Source organism: Campylobacter sp. BCW_6465, assembly GCF_001762815.1.
In the GTDB taxonomy this organism is placed as follows: Bacteria; Campylobacterota; Campylobacteria; order Campylobacterales; family Campylobacteraceae; genus Campylobacter_D; species Campylobacter_D jejuni.
Genome location: NZ_MJXN01000101.1, coordinates 52,506 through 68,935, shown reverse-complemented (window position 1 = coordinate 68,935; position 16,430 = coordinate 52,506). Strand labels below are relative to the sequence as shown.

General features: G+C 30.2%; 19 protein-coding genes and 4 tRNA genes. 11 read left to right on the top strand and 12 right to left on the bottom strand.

Features of this window, described 5'->3' with window-relative positions:
• Positions 1-4 precede the first annotated feature (4 nt).
• Genes AJ886_RS07545 through aroC form a run of 4 tightly spaced genes read left to right on the top strand, consistent with a single transcriptional unit; the run spans position 5 to position 3,167 of the window.
• A complete protein-coding gene (locus AJ886_RS07545) occupies positions 5-991 on the top strand; it encodes a hypothetical protein (protein ID WP_070233514.1) in 987 nt (328 codons plus the stop codon).
• Positions 978-1,418, top strand: a complete 441-nt coding sequence (rnhA, locus tag AJ886_RS07540) for a ribonuclease HI (protein ID WP_002851277.1) — start codon at positions 978-980, stop codon at positions 1,416-1,418. The genes AJ886_RS07545 and rnhA overlap by 14 nt, the downstream gene beginning before the upstream one ends.
• Positions 1,405-2,079 carry a ribonuclease III gene (gene rnc / locus AJ886_RS07535; protein WP_070233515.1) on the top strand — a complete coding sequence of 225 codons (675 nt, stop codon included), beginning with the start codon at positions 1,405-1,407 and terminating at the stop codon, positions 2,077-2,079. The genes rnhA and rnc overlap by 14 nt, the downstream gene beginning before the upstream one ends.
• Entirely contained in the window at positions 2,079-3,167 is a 1,089-nt protein-coding gene (aroC, locus tag AJ886_RS07530; RefSeq protein ID WP_070287485.1) for a chorismate synthase, read from the top strand. Before rnc ends, aroC begins: the two co-directional genes overlap by 1 nt.
• A gap of 85 nt (positions 3,168-3,252) precedes the next feature.
• On the opposite strand, the gene AJ886_RS07525 is transcribed toward aroC, so the two are convergent.
• The gene (locus tag AJ886_RS07525; protein ID WP_002871881.1) at positions 3,253-4,236 is read right to left on the bottom strand and encodes an MnmA/TRMU family protein; all 984 of its coding nucleotides are present in this window, start codon (positions 4,234-4,236) and stop codon (positions 3,253-3,255) included.
• Between the two features lie 94 nt (positions 4,237-4,330).
• Here AJ886_RS07525 and AJ886_RS07520 point away from each other — a divergent pair, with 94 nt between their 5' ends.
• Entirely contained in the window at positions 4,331-4,492 is a 162-nt protein-coding gene (locus tag AJ886_RS07520; RefSeq protein WP_002778908.1) for a hypothetical protein, read from the top strand.
• A gap of 3 nt (positions 4,493-4,495) precedes the next feature.
• Positions 4,496-5,365, top strand: a complete 870-nt coding sequence (locus AJ886_RS07515) for a hypothetical protein (RefSeq protein ID WP_070233516.1) — start codon at positions 4,496-4,498, stop codon at positions 5,363-5,365.
• Positions 5,366-5,377: 12 nt separating this feature from the next.
• Here AJ886_RS07515 and AJ886_RS07510 read toward each other — a convergent pair whose 3' ends face one another.
• The 3 genes from AJ886_RS07510 to exbB are packed head-to-tail and all read right to left on the bottom strand — an operon-like array spanning position 5,378 to position 6,865.
• Entirely contained in the window at positions 5,378-6,061 is a 684-nt protein-coding gene (locus tag AJ886_RS07510) for an energy transducer TonB (protein WP_002862271.1), read from the bottom strand.
• On the bottom strand, positions 6,058-6,447 hold the full coding sequence (gene exbD, locus AJ886_RS07505; protein WP_002851470.1) for a TonB system transport protein ExbD: 390 nt from the start codon (positions 6,445-6,447) through the stop codon (positions 6,058-6,060). The genes AJ886_RS07510 and exbD overlap by 4 nt, the downstream gene beginning before the upstream one ends.
• Positions 6,440-6,865 carry a TonB-system energizer ExbB gene (gene exbB, locus AJ886_RS07500; protein ID WP_002870206.1) on the bottom strand — a complete coding sequence of 142 codons (426 nt, stop codon included), beginning with the start codon at positions 6,863-6,865 and terminating at the stop codon, positions 6,440-6,442. Before exbB ends, exbD begins: the two co-directional genes overlap by 8 nt.
• Before the next feature lie 157 nt (positions 6,866-7,022).
• Here exbB and AJ886_RS07495 point away from each other — a divergent pair, with 157 nt between their 5' ends.
• The 4 genes from AJ886_RS07495 (at position 7,023) to AJ886_RS07480 (ending at position 11,137) form a co-directional block, all read left to right on the top strand.
• Positions 7,023-7,766, top strand: coding sequence for a DUF4261 domain-containing protein (locus tag AJ886_RS07495; protein ID WP_044306321.1), 744 nt, complete (start codon positions 7,023-7,025; stop codon positions 7,764-7,766).
• Between the two features lie 64 nt (positions 7,767-7,830).
• Entirely contained in the window at positions 7,831-8,247 is a 417-nt protein-coding gene (locus AJ886_RS07490; protein WP_002856602.1) for a PepSY-like domain-containing protein, read from the top strand.
• Between the two features lie 260 nt (positions 8,248-8,507).
• The gene (locus AJ886_RS07485; RefSeq protein WP_002862268.1) at positions 8,508-9,758 is read left to right on the top strand and encodes an aromatic amino acid transport family protein; all 1,251 of its coding nucleotides are present in this window, start codon (positions 8,508-8,510) and stop codon (positions 9,756-9,758) included.
• A gap of 14 nt (positions 9,759-9,772) precedes the next feature.
• The gene (locus AJ886_RS07480) at positions 9,773-11,137 is read left to right on the top strand and encodes an L-serine ammonia-lyase (protein WP_070287484.1); all 1,365 of its coding nucleotides are present in this window, start codon (positions 9,773-9,775) and stop codon (positions 11,135-11,137) included.
• Positions 11,138-11,144: 7 nt separating this feature from the next.
• Here the strand turns inward: AJ886_RS07480 and AJ886_RS07475 are convergent, their stop codons facing one another.
• The 7 genes from AJ886_RS07475 to AJ886_RS07445 all read right to left on the bottom strand — a co-directional run bounded on the left by AJ886_RS07475 (position 11,145) and on the right by AJ886_RS07445 (position 14,057).
• A complete protein-coding gene (locus AJ886_RS07475; protein WP_002862267.1) occupies positions 11,145-11,666 on the bottom strand; it encodes a hypothetical protein in 522 nt (173 codons plus the stop codon).
• Positions 11,647-12,657, bottom strand: coding sequence for a bifunctional diaminohydroxyphosphoribosylaminopyrimidine deaminase/5-amino-6-(5-phosphoribosylamino)uracil reductase RibD (gene ribD / locus AJ886_RS07470; RefSeq protein ID WP_083267254.1), 1,011 nt, complete (start codon positions 12,655-12,657; stop codon positions 11,647-11,649). The genes AJ886_RS07475 and ribD overlap by 20 nt, the downstream gene beginning before the upstream one ends.
• Before the next feature lie 202 nt (positions 12,658-12,859).
• Positions 12,860-12,947: transfer RNA gene (locus tag AJ886_RS07465), tRNA-Ser, on the bottom strand.
• A 21-nt stretch (positions 12,948-12,968) separates the two neighbouring features.
• Positions 12,969-13,042 (bottom strand) — tRNA-Cys (locus AJ886_RS07460).
• Between the two features lie 18 nt (positions 13,043-13,060).
• Positions 13,061-13,149: transfer RNA gene (locus tag AJ886_RS07455), tRNA-Leu, on the bottom strand.
• A 9-nt stretch (positions 13,150-13,158) separates the two neighbouring features.
• A tRNA-Gly gene (locus AJ886_RS07450) sits at positions 13,159-13,233 on the bottom strand.
• Between the two features lie 71 nt (positions 13,234-13,304).
• Positions 13,305-14,057 carry a hypothetical protein gene (locus AJ886_RS07445; protein WP_070287482.1) on the bottom strand — a complete coding sequence of 251 codons (753 nt, stop codon included), beginning with the start codon at positions 14,055-14,057 and terminating at the stop codon, positions 13,305-13,307.
• 72 nt (positions 14,058-14,129) lie between these two features.
• On the opposite strand from AJ886_RS07445, the gene mutY reads away from it, so the two are divergent.
• Positions 14,130-15,149, top strand: coding sequence for an A/G-specific adenine glycosylase (mutY, locus tag AJ886_RS07440; RefSeq protein ID WP_070287481.1), 1,020 nt, complete (start codon positions 14,130-14,132; stop codon positions 15,147-15,149).
• Here the strand turns inward: mutY and AJ886_RS07435 are convergent.
• Positions 15,135-16,394: an MFS transporter gene (locus AJ886_RS07435; protein WP_002851199.1), complete on the bottom strand. Its 1,260-nt coding sequence runs from the start codon at positions 16,392-16,394 to the stop codon at positions 15,135-15,137. The two genes, mutY and AJ886_RS07435, sit on opposite strands and share 15 nt — an antisense overlap.
• Positions 16,395-16,430 lie beyond the last annotated feature (36 nt).

Here is a 16,430-nt window from a genome sequence, read left to right as displayed (position 1 = left end):
GACTATGGATTTTTTCTTTGTAGAATACAGAGACCCTTTAGTAGGGCTTATAATTTTAACCATTTTAGTATTTGTTGTAGCTGTTGTAAATTATATTTGGAAAATATTTGCTAACAAAGATGAAGAACAAAAGCTTGAAAAATTTATAAAAAAATTTGAAATGGATAACGCTCATAAAGAGTTGTTAAGAAATAGTAGCTTGAGTTTTGGAAATTTAAGTTTTTTGGCTGAAATTTTTACCAAAAGTGGGGAATTTGAAAAAGCAACTCAAATTTATTTGATTGCTCTTGAAAAATGTAAAGATAAACAAGAAAGAGAATTTATTTTCCTTTCTTTAGCAAAAGTTTATTTTAAAGCAGGATTTTTAGAGCGTGCAAAAGAAGTTTTATTACAAGTTTTAAAACTGCGTCCAAGAAATATACAAGCCTTAAAACTTTTAAAAATTGTTTATTTAAAACTTCGTTCTTATAAAGAAAATTTAGAACTTTTAGAATGTCTTTTTGAGCTTAATGAAGATGTGCAAAAAGAGCATGATTTTATCAAAGCTTTAGAACTTTGTACTTTTAATATCACCGATGAAGAAAAAAAGAAAAAACTTTTAGAATTTAAAATAGAAGATAATCCTATGTTAGGGCGTTTAGTTTTTGAAAAATATCATATGTTTTTAGGGCAAAATTTTTTTGATATTTGTGATTTGCTTTATAGAGAAAATGAAGCGTTTAATTTAGAAAATCAAGATTTTTTAGAATTCTTTTATGCTTTGGGTAAAATTTCAAAGCATGATGATACGCATCAGTTTGTTTTTAAAAATTCTAATTTTAAAATGTTAAAAATTTTAAAAGATAATTCTTTTAATGCGAGGTTAGAATTTTCATACCGTTGTTCTGAGTGTAAAAATGTTATGCCTTTGTTTTTTTATCACTGTCCTGTTTGTTATGAGTTTAATACTTGTAAAATTATTTATGAAGTGAAAAATAATGAAGCACATTGAAATTTATACAGACGGTTCATGTCTTAATAATCCAGGTTTTGGTGGATGGGCTTATATTTTGCGTTATAAAGAGTATCAAAAGGAAGGTTTTGGAGCTGAGGCTAATACCACTAACAATAGAATGGAGCTAATGGCAATTATTGAATCTTTGAAGGCTTTAAAAGAGCCTTGTGAAATTTCGCTTTTTACAGATTCTAACCTAATGGTTCAAAGTATTAATGAATGGCTAGAAGGATGGATAAAAAAGGATTTTAAAGGTAAAAAAAATATAGATTTATGGAAGGAATATATTAAAGTGGCAAAATCTCATAAGATTAAGGCTTTTTGGGTAAAAGCACATAATGGACATTTGGAAAATGAAAGATGTGATACATTGGCGCGTGAAGCTGCTTTGAAAATTGCAAGGGAAAATGATGAAAAACATTGAAAAACTAGAGCAGAGTTTAACTTATGAATTTAAAGATAAAAATATTCTTATACATGCTTTAACCCATAAAAGTTTTAAAAAATCTTACAACAACGAACGCTTGGAATTTTTAGGTGATGCCGTGCTTGATTTAGTTGTGGGTGAATACCTTTTTCATAAATTCGCCAAAGATGCCGAAGGAGATTTATCTAAGCTTAGAGCGGCTTTAGTGAATGAAAAGTCTTTTGCAAAAATTGCAAATAGTTTAAATTTGGGCGATTTTATTTTTATGAGTGTTGCTGAGGAAAACAATGGAGGAAAAGAAAAGCCTTCTATACTTTCAGATGCGTTAGAAGCCATTATAGGTGCTATACATTTAGAAGCTGGGTTTGAGTTTGCAAAAACTATTGCTTTAAGGCTTATAGAAAAAAATTTCCCTCAAATTGATGCAAAAATTCTTATAAAAGATTATAAAACAAAATTACAAGAGATTACACAAGGAAAAATCGGACAAACTCCGCAGTATGAAACAGTGCGTGCTTTTGGTCCTGATCATTTAAAGCAATTTGAAATCGCTTTAATGCTTGATGGTAAAGAACTTGCAAGAGCTATTGCGGGAAGCAAAAAAGAAGCACAACAAATGGCAGCAAAAATTGCACTTGAGAAATTAGGAGCTTTATAGTGAATACCTTTGGTACGAGATTGAAATTTACAAGTTTTGGTGAGTCTCATGGTGTGGCTGTTGGATGTATTATTGATGGAGTGCCTGCTGGAGTTAAATTTGATGAAGAATTTTTACAAAATGAGCTTGATAAACGCAAAGGCGGAAGTAAATTTGCAACACCAAGAAAAGAAAGCGATAAAGCTCAGGTTTTAAGTGGAGTTTTTGAAGGATATACAACGGGTCATCCTATAGCTATAGTAGTTTTTAATGAAAATGCTCATTCTAAGGATTATGATAATTTAAAAGATCTATTTCGTCCTGCTCATGCGGATTTTGCTTATTTTTATAAATATGGCATAAGAGATCATAGGGGTGGAGGTAGATCAAGCGCTAGAGAAAGTGTTGCTAGAGTGGCTGGTGGTGCAGTTGCAGCGATGCTTTTGTGTGAATTTGGCATTTGTGTTCAAAGTGGTGTTTTTGGAATAGGAACTTTTGTATCAAATTTGAAAGAAGAAGAATTTGATTTTGAATTTGCTAAGAAAAGTGAAATTTTTTGCCTTGATCCAAAACTAGAAAGTGACTTTAAAAATGAAATTTTAAATGCTAGAAATTCAAAAGATAGTGTAGGCGCTGCTGTTTTTACAAAAGTTAGTGGTATGCTTGTGGGACTTGGAGAAGTTCTTTATGATAAGTTAGACTCTAAATTAGCTCATGCTTTAATGGGAATTAATGCTGTTAAAGCAGTTGAAATAGGCGAAGGTATTAATGCAAGCAAAATGCGCGGATCGTGTAATAATGATGCTTTAAAAGATGGCAAGTTTTTAAGCAATCATAGTGGAGGAATTTTAGGAGGAATTTCAAATGGAGAAAATCTTATTTTAAAAACTTATTTTAAACCTACTCCTTCTATTTTTGCCAAGCAAGAAAGTATAGATAAATTTGGCAATAATTTGGAATTTGAACTCAAAGGTAGGCATGATCCTTGTGTAGGTGTTAGAGGAAGTGTTGTAGCTAGTGCTATGGTGCGTTTAGTTTTGGCTGATTGTTTGCTTTTGAATGCGAGTGCGAATTTAAAAAATTTAAAAAATGCTTATGGATTAAAATAAAAAAAGCCCATTTTCATGGGCTTGATTGCAATATTTTGAAAAGATTCAAATACTATATCGCTTGTTTTGCTAAATACTTTATACTTTAACTAATAAAAAATTGATTAATATCAGCCTTATTTTCAAAAGCTATACTTGTATAAGCTTGATTTTTAAATTTAAGTTCATAGCTTTTTCCTGCTTCGTGTTTAGTATAGGTAAGGGCTATTTTTAAGGCAAGTTCTAAGTCTTTTTCTGAAATTTTTTCATCTACCAAAGAGTAAGCTCCGATTAAATCCCCAAGTTCTATTACTTCATATTTAGGAGTTTTTAAACCTTTTAAAAGAGTATTTTCAAGTTCATTTCTACCTATGATCATTTTAGCTCCATTGGGTAATCTTAAATGACGACCATATTTTAAAAGTTGTGCGTCATTAACCTGCATATCTTTGTCAAATTCTATGAAATCTCGAATTTTTTTAGCAAAACTATCAAGAGTTAGCAAACAACCCCCACCTGGGCTTTCAAAGTCTTCTAATCCAAATTTAGCTGCAAGTTCAAGTTGTCTTTTACGACTTCTTCCGCTAATACCTTCGAGTTTTTCTCTATCTACCCAACCTTCTCTTTCAGGTTTGGTTAGAGGTAGGTTTTTTGCACACATAGGACGCAAGATTAAATCTTCTTCATCAAGAGCAAGTTTTTTAACTTTTGCCATCGCATCACTTCTTTGACTCATAGGGCGTTGTCCTAAAACTTCTCCTGTGATGATAAAACTTGCATTTTCTTCTTTTAACATAGCAAGAGCAGTTTTAAACATAAAAGCATGACAATCTATGCAAGGATTAAAATGTTTGCCATAACCATATTGTGGATTAAAAAGCACTTCTTGAAGATAGGAATTTCTTACATCTATCATTTCAAAATCTGCACCTACCATCGCTGCACGCTTTTTCATGATTTCACTTTTATCGCTTGTGCTTCCAAAACCTATGTTGATATTTAGGGCTTTAACTTCTATGCCTTGCGCAGTGATGAGTTTCATTGCAAGCATACTATCAAGCCCACCGCTAAAAAGAGCTAATGCTTTCATTGATTCCTTTCTGAGATTATAAAGTTTTTTAAGATTTTGTCGATTATAAAAGGTATAATTTTAACTAAAAAATCTTTAAAATAAGGATTGGAAAGTGTTAAAAATAATTTTGGTTTTAAGCATTTTGAGTTCTTTTGCTTTTGCAAATTCTTGTGCCAACTACGAGCAAGAACTTAAAAAGTGTAATTCTTTAAAAAATTCACATGAGAGAAAAATGTGTCGTTTAGGTTTATTTGCAAAATGTAAAAAAGGATAAATAATGAAAATCGATACTTCTGCTAGTTTAACCCATTCTTTAACTAATAATGTTGATAAAAAAGAGCTTAGCGTATTAAAAAAAGAAGATCAAGATAAAATTCCCGTGCAAGATCTTTCGAGTTTAAATAACGATGGTGTTAAGGTTGTTTTTGAAAATAAGCAAGGTGAACTTATAGCTTTAAATTTAAGCAATGAAAATTATAGTAGTTTACAAAAAAATTTCAGTTCTTATACGAATTATGTTGCTAGAAATGATGGTAGTATAAGGCTTAATGGCGAAGCAAACCAATTTATTTCAAATTGGTTTGAAAGTGTAAAAGATAATTTTGGTTCTTTAAATTCAAATTTAAATAATAAACAACAAAGTGTAAAATTAAATTTTAATACAAGCACCCTTCAACAAAGTATGCAAAATTTAGGCTTTAAAACAAGCGATGAAAAAATATCTGATGATGCAAATATAGAAGAAAAATTAAATTTTTTTATTGATAAAGATGTAAATAAAGATGGTAAAGTTGATGATAGTGATGTTAAAGAACCTAGCATGAGAGAAATTTTAAGCGACATTAAAGAAGCATCAGGTGGTGGAGCTAATGCTATGAAAACCATAGATCCGCAAAAAATCAATAAAAAAGATGACAAGGAAAATAATATCAAAGAAAAAGAAGACGAAGATTTGCTTCAAAAAGCCCAAGAAAAAGGTTTAAGTGCTTTAAGTGCTGATGAGCAGGCAAAGCTTGAGGCTAGCAATCCTGAAGAATTTGAAAAACTGAAGCAAAAATCTTTGCAAGAATTAAGTCAGAATTTAAGTAAAGATTTTCAAAATAAAATTGAAAATCAAGAAACACAAATTGTAGATAAGAGAGTGTAGCAAATTATAATTTTACCCTCTTAAGATTTTAAAATCATATATAATAGGTAGTGTAATTCTTAAATCCCCGTTATAGTGTGGAAAATTTAAAGAAGCTTTTTTTATGCTTTCTAAAGCACTTTTATCTAACAAATCATATCCTGAGCTTTCTATGATTTTTAAATCTGTTAAAGTTTTATTTTCTTTCCATAAAAATTCTACTTTTACAGTTCCTTGCATACGCATTTTTTTTGCTTGCCTTGGATAAAATTGTGCTTGTTGTATAGCTTTTTGGATTTCTTTTAATACAGGGTGATTATCTTTTCCTTGTGTTAATTGGGTGATTTTAGGTTTGACATTTGTATCAGTTGTTTTTGTAAAAGTTTTAACTTCTTGAGTTGGTGCTATTGGGATTTTATTTGGTATTGGATGTGAAGGTGTTTTTTTTATCTTTTTTTGCATTTTTTCAGGAGTTTTTTTAATAACTTTTGGCTGAGGTTTTGGTTTGATAGGTTCTATAATGGATTCTGTTGGTTTAGTCTCATTTGTTGGATTAGTTTGGGTAAATTGTTTTATTGCTAAAGAAAAAGAATCTTCATTTTTAATTTCCATTTTAAAAAAGTCATTTGAGTGAAAAATGACAAAAAGCAAAGGTATAAAGACTATAAAAGTTATATAAGAAGCTTGGTATTTATGATTTAAAAATAAAGTTTTCATTTGTTTTTCTCAGTAAGAATTTGAAAATTTTCATGTTCTTTGGCTTTTAAAAAATCTATAATTTTTACAAAGCTTTCAAATTTAGCATTTTTATCGCTTTTTAGTTCTACTATGGTTTTTTTATCAAGTGAAAAAATAGCATTTTGAACTTCATTTAAATCAGCTAATTTATCATTTAAATAAAAAGTATTTTTTTCGTCTATGGTTATAAGAAGTTTTTTTTCATTATTGCTTATATTGGTAGCATTTTCACTTGAAGGAAGTGAGATTTGAATTTTTCCATGCGCAATAAAGGTTGAAATACTAAGTACTATAGCAAGCAAAACAAGCATAATGTCTATAAATGGAACTATATTTAAACCTTCATTTTTCGGTAGTTTAAGCATTTTTATTTGCCTTATAAGCATTGCTTAAGAGGGAAACTTTTCTAAGTAAGGCATTATAAGCCATTAAAGCAGGAATAGCAACCAAAAGTCCCAAAGCTGTAGCCTTAAGAGCTAAAGAAAGTCCCACGACTATAGATTTGACATCTATATTGCCTACCAAGCCCATTTCGTAAAATGTAACCATGATGCCTATTACAGTGCCTAAAAGTCCTATATAAGGGGCATTGGAATAGATGATATATATAGTGGTTAAATTTTCACTAATCGCATCATCAAATTGCTCTTGATTCTCATAATTTTTAAAGTTAATTTTTCTAAAAAATAGCATTCTTTCTACAACACACCAAAAAGCTATAAATGCCATAATTCCTAGAATTAAAAAGATAATTAAATCGATGTAATCTTTTAGAAATTCCACATTTTTCTCCAAAAATATACTTATAAATTTTAAAAGATTATACTATATAAAAAATAAATTTATAATTAATATCAATTATCATAATTTTTAAGAAATTCTTGTTTATAGTTTTTATTTTTATTAGGTTATAATTTATAAAAATTTAATAGGGTTTAATATGACTATAGATTTAAATCACAATTTTACCTCTTTTGTTCTTCTTGATGAAGTTGATTTTAATTTTTCGGAGTTAAAAAGCATTTTAGAAGATAAATTTAATATAAAAATAGCTGATGAAAATTTTACCAAAGAGGGAGTGATTTTTTCACATGAAAATATGTTGATTACTCTAAATTTGATTAAAAATCCTATACCTAATCACGAAGCAGAATACTATGCAAATTTTAATTTTATGTGGAAAGATGCCTTAGAGCAAACTAAAAAACATAAAGCTCATCTTCTTATAGCGGTGCTAAGTCAAGATCAAAGCAAATTAGAACAAGCTAAAATGTTTACGAAAATTGCAGCTTTATGTTTGGATAATAAACATGCTTTAGGTTTTTATACAGGTGCAGTTGTTTTAGAGCCCAGTTTTTATATAGAAAATGCAAAAATGTTAGATGATAATCGCTTGCCGGTATATAATTGGATATATGTTAGTGTTTATCCTAGTGAAAATGGAGTCAATGCTTATACTTATGGGCTTAGAAATTTTGATAAATTAGAACTTGAAGTTTGTGATTTAAACATAGAAGAAAAAGAACTTTTCTTTTGTATTTATGATATTGTTTTACATATTTTAACTTATGATATTAATCTAAAAGATAAAGATATTTTAAAATTTGAAGATGGAAAAGAAATAAAATTTATAAAAAGTCAAGGTATAAGTGTTGAGAACGAAAGCTTGAAAATTATTTTTTAAGTTTCACATTCACTTCACAGTTTTGAGTTAAACTTTCGCCAACCAAAACACAAAAGGAGAAATTATGAAAGCAAAATTAACTTTACTTGCTTTGTTGGGTGCTACGGTGCTTTTAGCTAAAGATATGGTTGTTCCTGCTAGCGAACTTCCAAATAATGCCAAAGAATTTATTTCTAAAAATTTTAAAACCGCTCAAATTGGTTTGGTGAAAAAAGATATAGATTCTTATGATGTAATTTTAAATGATGGAACTGAAATTGATTTTATGATCAATGGAGATTGGAAAGAAGTTGATGGAAAATACAAGGCTTTACCACATACTATTTTACCTAGTGTTATGAAAAAAGTAAGTGCAACTCAACCAAATGCTCAAATTCTTGAAATAGATAAAGAAATTAATGGTTATAAATTTAAGTTTAATAATAACATGAAAGTTTATACGGATATGCAAGGAAATGTCCTAGGTCAAAAATTAGATTAATTTTTGAAAATTTAACTCCCTTAGAAAATTTGATGCAAAAATTTGGAAGCATAGTCTTCCAAATTTTTTCTTTTTTGATTGCAAAACCCAAAATATATTTAGTTTTAAAATAATACTTTATTGATACAAGTGATTGTTTTTTTATAAAATTAAATTTACAAAATGTTACATAAGATTTAAAATATTTTTTTTAAAAAATAATTATTTATAAATATTTTGCTAAAATAAAAGAGATGTAATCTTAAATTTAAGGAAGAATAATGAATACTCCTAAATGGACTAGTCACGATACAAGGTGGGTTTTATCTCTTTTTGGAACAGCTATTGGAGCCGGTGTACTTTTGTTACCTATTAGTGCTGGGCTTGGTGGATTGATACCTTTGTTAGTTATACTTGTTTTAGCTTTTCCTATGACTTACTTAGCTCATAGAAATTTATGTCGCTTTGTGCTTTCAAGTTCTAATCCAAAAGATGATATTACTTTTGTTGCAGAAAGTTATTTTGGCAAGGGCGGTGGATTTTTAATTACACTTTTGTATTTTTTTGCTATTTTACCTATTTTATTGGTTTATAGTGCTAATCTTACAACAACTTTGCTTGAGTTCTTAATCAATCAGTTTAATTTCAATGCAGATCTTACTCATGCTGCTCGTTGGTGGGTGAGTTTTTTGATTGTTGGAGTTTTGGTTTTGATTTCTATTCTTGGTGAAAATGTTGTAACAAAAGCAATGAGTTTTCTTGTTTTTCCTTTTATTATATTTTTATTTATTTTTTCATTGCTTTTAATTCCACAATGGAATTCATCATTATTTACAAATGTTGATTTTTCCGTAATTTCAACAAGTAATTTTTGGGTTACTTTATGGCTTGTTATTCCTGTGATGGTATTTAGTTTTAATCACTCTCCTATTATTTCTTCACTTGCTTGTTATTGTAAAAAAGAATATGGTGATTATGCTGAACCTCGCGCTAGAAAAATTATTTCTTTGGCAATTATTCTTATGGTTTTTGTTGTAATGTTTTTTGTTTTTTCTTGCGCTTTAACTTTTACACCAGAAGATTTTGCATCAGCAAAAGATCAAAATATCAATATTCTTACCTTTATAGCAAATAAATTTCCTGAAGTTTCTTTGCTGACTTATGTTGGGCCTATTGTTGCACTTGTGGCCATTAGTAAAAGTTTCTTAGGACATTATCTTGGTTCTCAAGAAGGCTTAAACGGTATTTTATATAAAGCAAGTAATGGTAAAATTCAAGGTAAATTCGCTCAAACTTTAACAGCGATCATTACCTTTGTTATCGCTTGGCTTGTTGCGTATAAAAATCCAAGTGTTATAGGAATTATTGAGGCTATTGGTGGTCCTGTTTTGGCTATTTTGCTTTTCTTGATGCCGCTTTATTGTATTTATCGTTTTGATATTTTGGCAAGATTTCGTAATAAATTTTTAGATCTTTTTATTTTGGTAATGGGAATAGTTGCAATTTCTGCTGCAATTCACAATCTTTTATAAATTAAGGATAAAAAATGAGTAATTTAAGCATTTTTAAAATAGGTGTCGGTCCTTCTTCTTCTCATACTTTAGGGCCTATGCTTGCTGGAAATTTATTTTGTAAAAAAGTTGCTAAAAAGCTTGATGAAATTGATAGAGTTGAAGTCATTCTTTATGGTTCTTTGTCATTAACAGGTAAAGGACACTTGAGTGATAAGGCTGTAATTTGGGGGTTAAATGGCCTAGAAGCTAAAAATTTAAGCGCAGCAATACAAGATGAAGTAAATAAAAATGCTATTGAAAATGCTCAAATTGATTTTTGTGGTGAGAAAAAACTTTGTTTTAATTATGAAAAAGATTTGATATTTTCCAAAGATTTTTTACCTTTACATGAGAATGGTATGAAGATTAAAGCTTATGATTGTAAAGGTGGGTTAGTTGATGAAGAAACTTATTATTCTGTAGGTGGAGGCTTTGTTTTAACAGCTGCACAATTAGAAAAAAAAGGTAAAAATTCCAACCAAAATAAAAAGAAAAAACTAGATATAGAGCTTAACAATGCAAAAGAAGCTTTAGAGCTTTGCGATAAAAGAGATTGGGATTTAGCAGAGCTTTCTTATCGTTATGAATTGCAATTTCACACTAAAGAGGAAATTCGTGCTTATTGTCTTGAAATTTGGGAAGTAATGCAAGAAGTGTATTATAATGGTACGCATCCAAATGAAGATTATTTGCCTGGAAAACTTCATTTAAAGCGTAGAGCTAAAGGACTTAAAGAAAGAGTGGCGATGACAGCTGATCCTATGGGCATTATAGATTTTATTTCTTTATATGCTATTGCGATTGCTGAAGAAAATGCTAGCGGAGCAAAAGTTGTAACCGCGCCAACAAATGGAGCATGTGCTGTTATCCCTGCTGTTATGCTTTATCTTAAAAATCATACTATAGGTTTTAGCGATGAAAAGGCTATAGAGTTTTTATTAACAGCAATGCTTATAGGTTCTTTTTATAAGAAAAATGCAAGTATTAGCGGAGCAGAAGCAGGCTGTCAAGCAGAAATTGGTAGTGCTAGTTCGATGGCAGCTGCGGCTATGGCAACAGTTTTAGGGGCTAATGCTTTTAAAGCATGCAATGCTGCTGAAATGGCAATGGAACATCATCTAGGTTTAACTTGCGATCCAGTTGCAGGGCTTGTGCAAATTCCTTGCATAGAAAGAAATGCCTTTGGAGCTATTAAGGCTATAAGTGCTGCTAGAATGGCAATGACACGTAAATCTACTCCTATGGTAAGCCTTGATGAGGTTATAGAAACCATGTATGAAACAGGAAAAGATATGAATTATAAATACAAAGAAACTTCTTTAGGTGGTCTTGCTACAAATTTAAAAACAGTATGCTAAAGTGTTTTTACACTTTAGTGTATTTTTTCATTCTTTGACTTAAAAATTCTTTCATTTCTTCTTTGGAAAAACTTTTAAGAATACGAATTTGCTTAAAAAGCAAGCCAAGATTAATTACTCCCATCACTAAAAGCAATAAGCAAATCATTAAAAAAACAAGATCTATGGCTCCAAATTCATTAATCATAGCCAAACTTGCAAAAAATACACTCGCTAATAATAAAAAAAATAAAAGCAATATTTGTTTTAATTTTGCTTCATTAAAATTATCGCAATTTTGAGTGAAATTTCTAAAAAGTATGATCTTTTTACCCAAATTTGAAACTAAAATTTCATCATTTTCTTTAAATAAGCCTTCTTTTAAACTTTGATAAAAAAAGATTTCATTGTTTAAATTTAAAGCATCTTTATAGCTTGATAAGGTGTAGTCTTTGTAAAAAAAGGATTTTAATTCATTTTTCTTTTCTATTTTAAATAATCTTAAATCATTTCTTGCATAAAAAAATCCACTAAAGTTCATAAATGCCATAAGTATCACTCCCTAAAAAATTCCTATAAAGTGGCTTGAAATTTAAAGGTATTGTAACATTTTTTTCATCATTTAAACTTGAACTTTGAAAAATCAAAAACATATCTATTTCATCTTTAAAGGTTTTGAGAAAATTTTCTCCACCCTCATACATTAAAAATTTAGTTTCACTTGGAATTTGGGTATAAATTTGGCGATTTGGAACTTTAAATAAAGGGATATTTTTATCAAAATTATCTATATTTTGACGGCTTAAGATACAAAGATTGGGCGCTTTTGCTTTGCAAAGCCTAGCATCTAGTATAGGGTGATCTTTTCTTATGGTTTCTCCACCGACTACAAGTAAATCAATCACCGCTCTAATTTTATGTGCATAAGTACGACTTAGCTCATTGCTTACGATTTTACCAAAAGGTGAGCCGTTCATAGAAAGGGCTAATTTAAAAAGTTTAAATTGCCCTTTTTGCCATTTTAAAAAAGGTTTTAAAAGTTTTTTTCCTTCTTCTTTAAGTATGTCAAATTCAACCTCTACACCTTGTTTTTTTAAAAACTCAGTCCCACCACTTGCGATTTTATTTTCATCTTTAACGCTGATGAAAATTTTTTTAAAACCTAGCTCGCTAAAGAGTTTTGCGCAAGGAGGCGTTTTTCCTTGATGAGAGCAAGGTTCAAGCGTTACAAAAGCTATGCTATCTTTAAATACACCTTGATGGTTTTTGCAAATAAACTCATGTAAAGCGTTTGCTTCTTTAGGCAATGAAATTTCAGGTCTTAAACTTTTAAAAGCATGAGCTATGGCATTAAGTTCTGCATGAGCCAATCCAGCTTTTTCATGAGCTTTTATGGCTAAAATTTTTTCATTTTTATCTAAGATTACACAGCCTACAGCCGGATTCGGATAGGTTAAAAACTGATATTTCCAAGCCTCATTTAAAGCTAAATTCATATAAAATTCTTTCATTTGGCTACCTTGTATTTTAAAATTTGACATATTTTTAAAATTTTATATTTTTGTTTTAAGATAATAAATTCTAAATTTTCCATTTGTATTTCTTATTTTTAGTTATATTAACCATAGTTTTTCTAAGTTTTTTAGGATATAACAAAAATAGTAAGACCGAAATTATTTTTCATCTGTAGTATCCTTTATAATTTCAGGAATGACATAAGCTTGATAAACTAGAAAGTTTTGGTGGCCGGGAGAAAGGGATTCGAACCCCTGGAGGTGTGACCCTCAACGGTTTTCAAGACCGCCGCTTTCGACCACTCAGCCATCTCCCGATAAAGTAAAGTTTTGCCTTTTGGAGGCGACATCCGGATTCGAACCGGAGATCAAGGCTTTGCAGGCCCATGCCTTACCGCTTGGCTATGTCGCCCTGATAATGTTGAAAAAGTGGTGCCCGAGGCCGGACTTGAACCGGCACGGAAGAAAAATTCCGAGGGATTTTAAGTCCCTTGTGTCTACCAATTCCACCACCCGGGCGGGTGATTATGGAGCGGGAAACGAGATTCGAACTCGCGACCCCAACCTTGGCAAGGTTGTGCTCTACCCCTGAGCTATTCCCGCATAAATTTCTGAAAGAATTGAAGATAAAAGTATAGCAAAATAAACTTAAAAGGAGTTTATTTTGCCTTAAGTTATTTGCAAATAAATAAAGCTTTTGCACTTAAAATTTGTTCTTTTTCGCCGATAATTGGAGATGAAAGTTCTATATTATCAGATTTTGTATTTAGCATTCTAGGCGCGATATTGGTATTGGCATTTACTTGTAAATTTTTCAATACACAAGTTTTATTAAGATCTAAAGAGTAAGTTTTTTCATATTCGTATGATGTTTTTAAAAGCTCTTTGTAGAGATTTTCTTTGTTGTTGTTTAGTGTATCTTTTGAAAATTTTGTTTGTATGGCTGGTGTTGAAACGCTGATGAAATTATTTTTAGCTATGATAGAATTGATGTCATTTAAAAGATTGTTAAAATCTGCAAGTTGGTTTTCTTTAAATTCGCATTCTAAATTCGCATCAAATCTTTGACCTTTTGGAGTTTGTATACCATCTTTATAGGAAAAATTAGGTTCTAAAGAAAAACTTCCTCCGCTACAAAAATTTTCTTTTTTTGAGCGTTCTAAAATTTGATTGAAAGTATTTGTGATTTCAGCTTTTTCACTATTGTCTAATGTAATTTTTGAACTTAAATTTTCATTTGCCCAAAAATTAATATTTGTATATAAAATATCGGGTTTTAGTGTATTGCTTACTTCTATATTTCTTGAAAAATATAAATCATGATTAGAGTCTTTTTTGCCTAAAAATTCTACATTAAAAACTACTCCTGCAACAAAAAGTAATAAACATAAAAAACCTATACCTAAACCTTTAAAAAAAGCTAACATGGATATCCTTAATAATTTAATTTGAGCTAATTTTAGCAAAAAATTTTAAAATTTTTTGTTATACTCTCATTTATGCAAAAAAAAGAGCTTGAAAAACTACAAGAAAATTTACTTCTTTGGTATGAAAAAAATGGACGCAAAACTCTACCTTGGCGTAATTTACAAAGTCAAAATTGTGATGAAAGTTTAAAGCATATTGATAGAGCCTATGGGGTTTATATCAGCGAAATTATGCTTCAGCAAACTCAAGTTAAATCAGTTTTAGAAAGGTTTTATTTCCCCTTTTTGCAAAAATTTCCTACTTTAGAAAGTTTGGCTAATGCTAATGAAGATGAGCTTTTAAAGGCTTGGCAAGGGCTTGGTTACTACACTCGTGCTAGAAATTTAAAAAAGGCAGCTTTAGAATGTGTGGATAAGTTTGGGGCTAAATTACCCAAAGAAGTTGAGGATCTAAAAAAATTAAGCGGTATAGGAGCTTATACAGCAGGCGCTATAGCTTGTTTTGGTTATGATCAAAAGGTTTCTTTTGTTGATGGTAATATACGCCGTGTGCTTTCTCGTCTTTTTACTTTGGAAAATCCTAGTATGAAAGAACTTGAAAAAAGAGCTAAAGAGCTTTTAAATTTAAATCATGCCTTTGATCATAACCAAGCTTTGCTTGATATAGGGGCTTTGGTTTGTGTGAGTAAAAATGCAAAGTGTGGAATTTGTCCTTTGTATGATTTTTGTCAAGGTAAATTTAATACAGAGCTTTATCCAAGAGTTAAAAAAATACTTTATGAGAGTTTAAATTTAAATCTTTTTTTGTTTGAATTTAATAAAAAATTTGCGATACAGAAAAGCCAAGATAAGCTTTATAAGGGTATGTATAATTTTCCTTTTTTTAAAGAAGGAGAGTATAAACTTTCTAAAGATATGAGTTTTATAGGGGAGTTTAAGCACGGCTATACTAAGTATAAACTTCATATCAAGGTTTATCATCAAATTTTAAACAATGAAAATAAAAATTATGAATTTAAAACCTTAAAAGAGTTAGAAAGTACCGCGCTTTCGGCACTTTCTTTAAAAGCGTTAAAATTAATTAAGCTCTGATTTTTTAGGCAAGCATAAAGTAGCTATAAGCATGATGATTGTAAAAATAGCTATATATATAAAAAAGCCATTTTCTATACCTGCATTTTTAAATTGTAAAGCAACCCAAGGAGCAGATCCTCCAAAAACAGCATTTGAAATAGCATAACCTAAACCTGTCCCTAAAGCTCTTACATGTTCAGGAAAAAGTTTTGCTTTAAAAATCCCAGCAACTGAAGTATAAAAACTTAAAATAACAAACAATAATACCACCAACATAAATGTCAAAGAAGGATTATTTTGTGCGTTATTGGCTATAAGTGAAAAAATAGGATAAATTCCTACCAATGCCAAAATACAAAATACAATTAAAGATCGTTTGTGACCTATTTTATCTCCTATATATCCAAAAAGAGGTTGAATGATCATTAGTATAAATAAAGCACCTAAGAAAAGATTATTAACAAGCATTTTATCCATACCCGTATTTTCCATAAAAGTTTTAGTATAAGTTGTAATGGTGTAAAAAGCTAAAGAACCTCCAGAGGTAACCCCAAGTACCATTAAAAAAGGTTTCCAAGATTTGCATAATGCCTTTAAAGTACCACGATCTTCATGCTGGTGAAGTTTTGTAGCACTTTCATTCATCATTTTTCTTACAAAAAGCGAGCCTAGTGCTAAAATTCCGCCTATTACAAAAAGTATTCTCCAAGCATAATCTTTCATATCATCAATGCTAAAAAATAAAAACATTATACTAATGCTTGCAACGGCCAAAAGTTGACCACCTATTAGGGTTACATACTGAAAAGATGAGTAAAAACCGCGTTTTCCTTCCGTAGCAAGTTCTGAAAGATAAGTAGCTGCTATGCCATACTCCCCGCCTACACTAAGACCTTGAATAAGTCTTGCTATTAAAAGCAAGATAATAGCAAGATCGCCCACTGTATCTTTGCTTGGTAAGGCTGCTATCATAAAAGAGCCTAAAGCCATTAAAACCACTGATATAACCATAGATTTTTTACGACCTACTTTATCAGCTAAAGAGCCAAAAAGCCAAGAGCCTATAGGACGCATAAAAAATCCTGCTGCAAAAACCCCAAAGGCATTGATTTGCTGGATAACAGGATTATCTGAAGTTGAAAAAGTATGAGCAAAATAAGTTGCTGTAAAAGCATAGATATAAAAATCAAACCACTCTACTAAATTTCCGCTACTTGCAGCAATAATAGAGCGAATTTTTTTCGTGCGAGTAAGCTCTTGCATAAACCCTTCCTTAATTTTAGATTTTTATTTAAGTAT

What these genes read in the sequence shown, in the direction of transcription:
- AJ886_RS07545 (WP_070233514.1), top strand. Translation starts at nt 5, where the DNA reads ATGGATTTTTTCTTTGTAGAATACAGAGACCCTTTAGTAGGGCTTATA.
- rnhA (WP_002851277.1), top strand. Translation starts at nt 978, where the DNA reads ATGAAGCACATTGAAATTTATACAGACGGTTCATGTCTTAATAATCCA.
- rnc (WP_070233515.1), top strand. Translation starts at nt 1,405, where the DNA reads ATGAAAAACATTGAAAAACTAGAGCAGAGTTTAACTTATGAATTTAAA.
- AJ886_RS07525 (WP_002871881.1), bottom strand. Translation starts at nt 4,236, where the DNA reads ATGAAAGCATTAGCTCTTTTTAGCGGTGGGCTTGATAGTATGCTTGCA.
- AJ886_RS07515 (WP_070233516.1), top strand. Translation starts at nt 4,496, where the DNA reads ATGAAAATCGATACTTCTGCTAGTTTAACCCATTCTTTAACTAATAAT.
- AJ886_RS07510 (WP_002862271.1), bottom strand. Translation starts at nt 6,061, where the DNA reads ATGAAAACTTTATTTTTAAATCATAAATACCAAGCTTCTTATATAACT.
- exbD (WP_002851470.1), bottom strand. Translation starts at nt 6,447, where the DNA reads ATGCTTAAACTACCGAAAAATGAAGGTTTAAATATAGTTCCATTTATA.
- AJ886_RS07495 (WP_044306321.1), top strand. Translation starts at nt 7,023, where the DNA reads ATGACTATAGATTTAAATCACAATTTTACCTCTTTTGTTCTTCTTGAT.
- AJ886_RS07490 (WP_002856602.1), top strand. Translation starts at nt 7,831, where the DNA reads ATGAAAGCAAAATTAACTTTACTTGCTTTGTTGGGTGCTACGGTGCTT.
- AJ886_RS07485 (WP_002862268.1), top strand. Translation starts at nt 8,508, where the DNA reads ATGAATACTCCTAAATGGACTAGTCACGATACAAGGTGGGTTTTATCT.
- AJ886_RS07480 (WP_070287484.1), top strand. Translation starts at nt 9,773, where the DNA reads ATGAGTAATTTAAGCATTTTTAAAATAGGTGTCGGTCCTTCTTCTTCT.
- AJ886_RS07475 (WP_002862267.1), bottom strand. Translation starts at nt 11,666, where the DNA reads ATGGCATTTATGAACTTTAGTGGATTTTTTTATGCAAGAAATGATTTA.
- ribD (WP_083267254.1), bottom strand. Translation starts at nt 12,657, where the DNA reads ATGTCAAATTTTAAAATACAAGGTAGCCAAATGAAAGAATTTTATATG.
- AJ886_RS07445 (WP_070287482.1), bottom strand. Translation starts at nt 14,057, where the DNA reads ATGTTAGCTTTTTTTAAAGGTTTAGGTATAGGTTTTTTATGTTTATTA.
- mutY (WP_070287481.1), top strand. Translation starts at nt 14,130, where the DNA reads ATGCAAAAAAAAGAGCTTGAAAAACTACAAGAAAATTTACTTCTTTGG.
- AJ886_RS07435 (WP_002851199.1), bottom strand. Translation starts at nt 16,394, where the DNA reads ATGCAAGAGCTTACTCGCACGAAAAAAATTCGCTCTATTATTGCTGCA.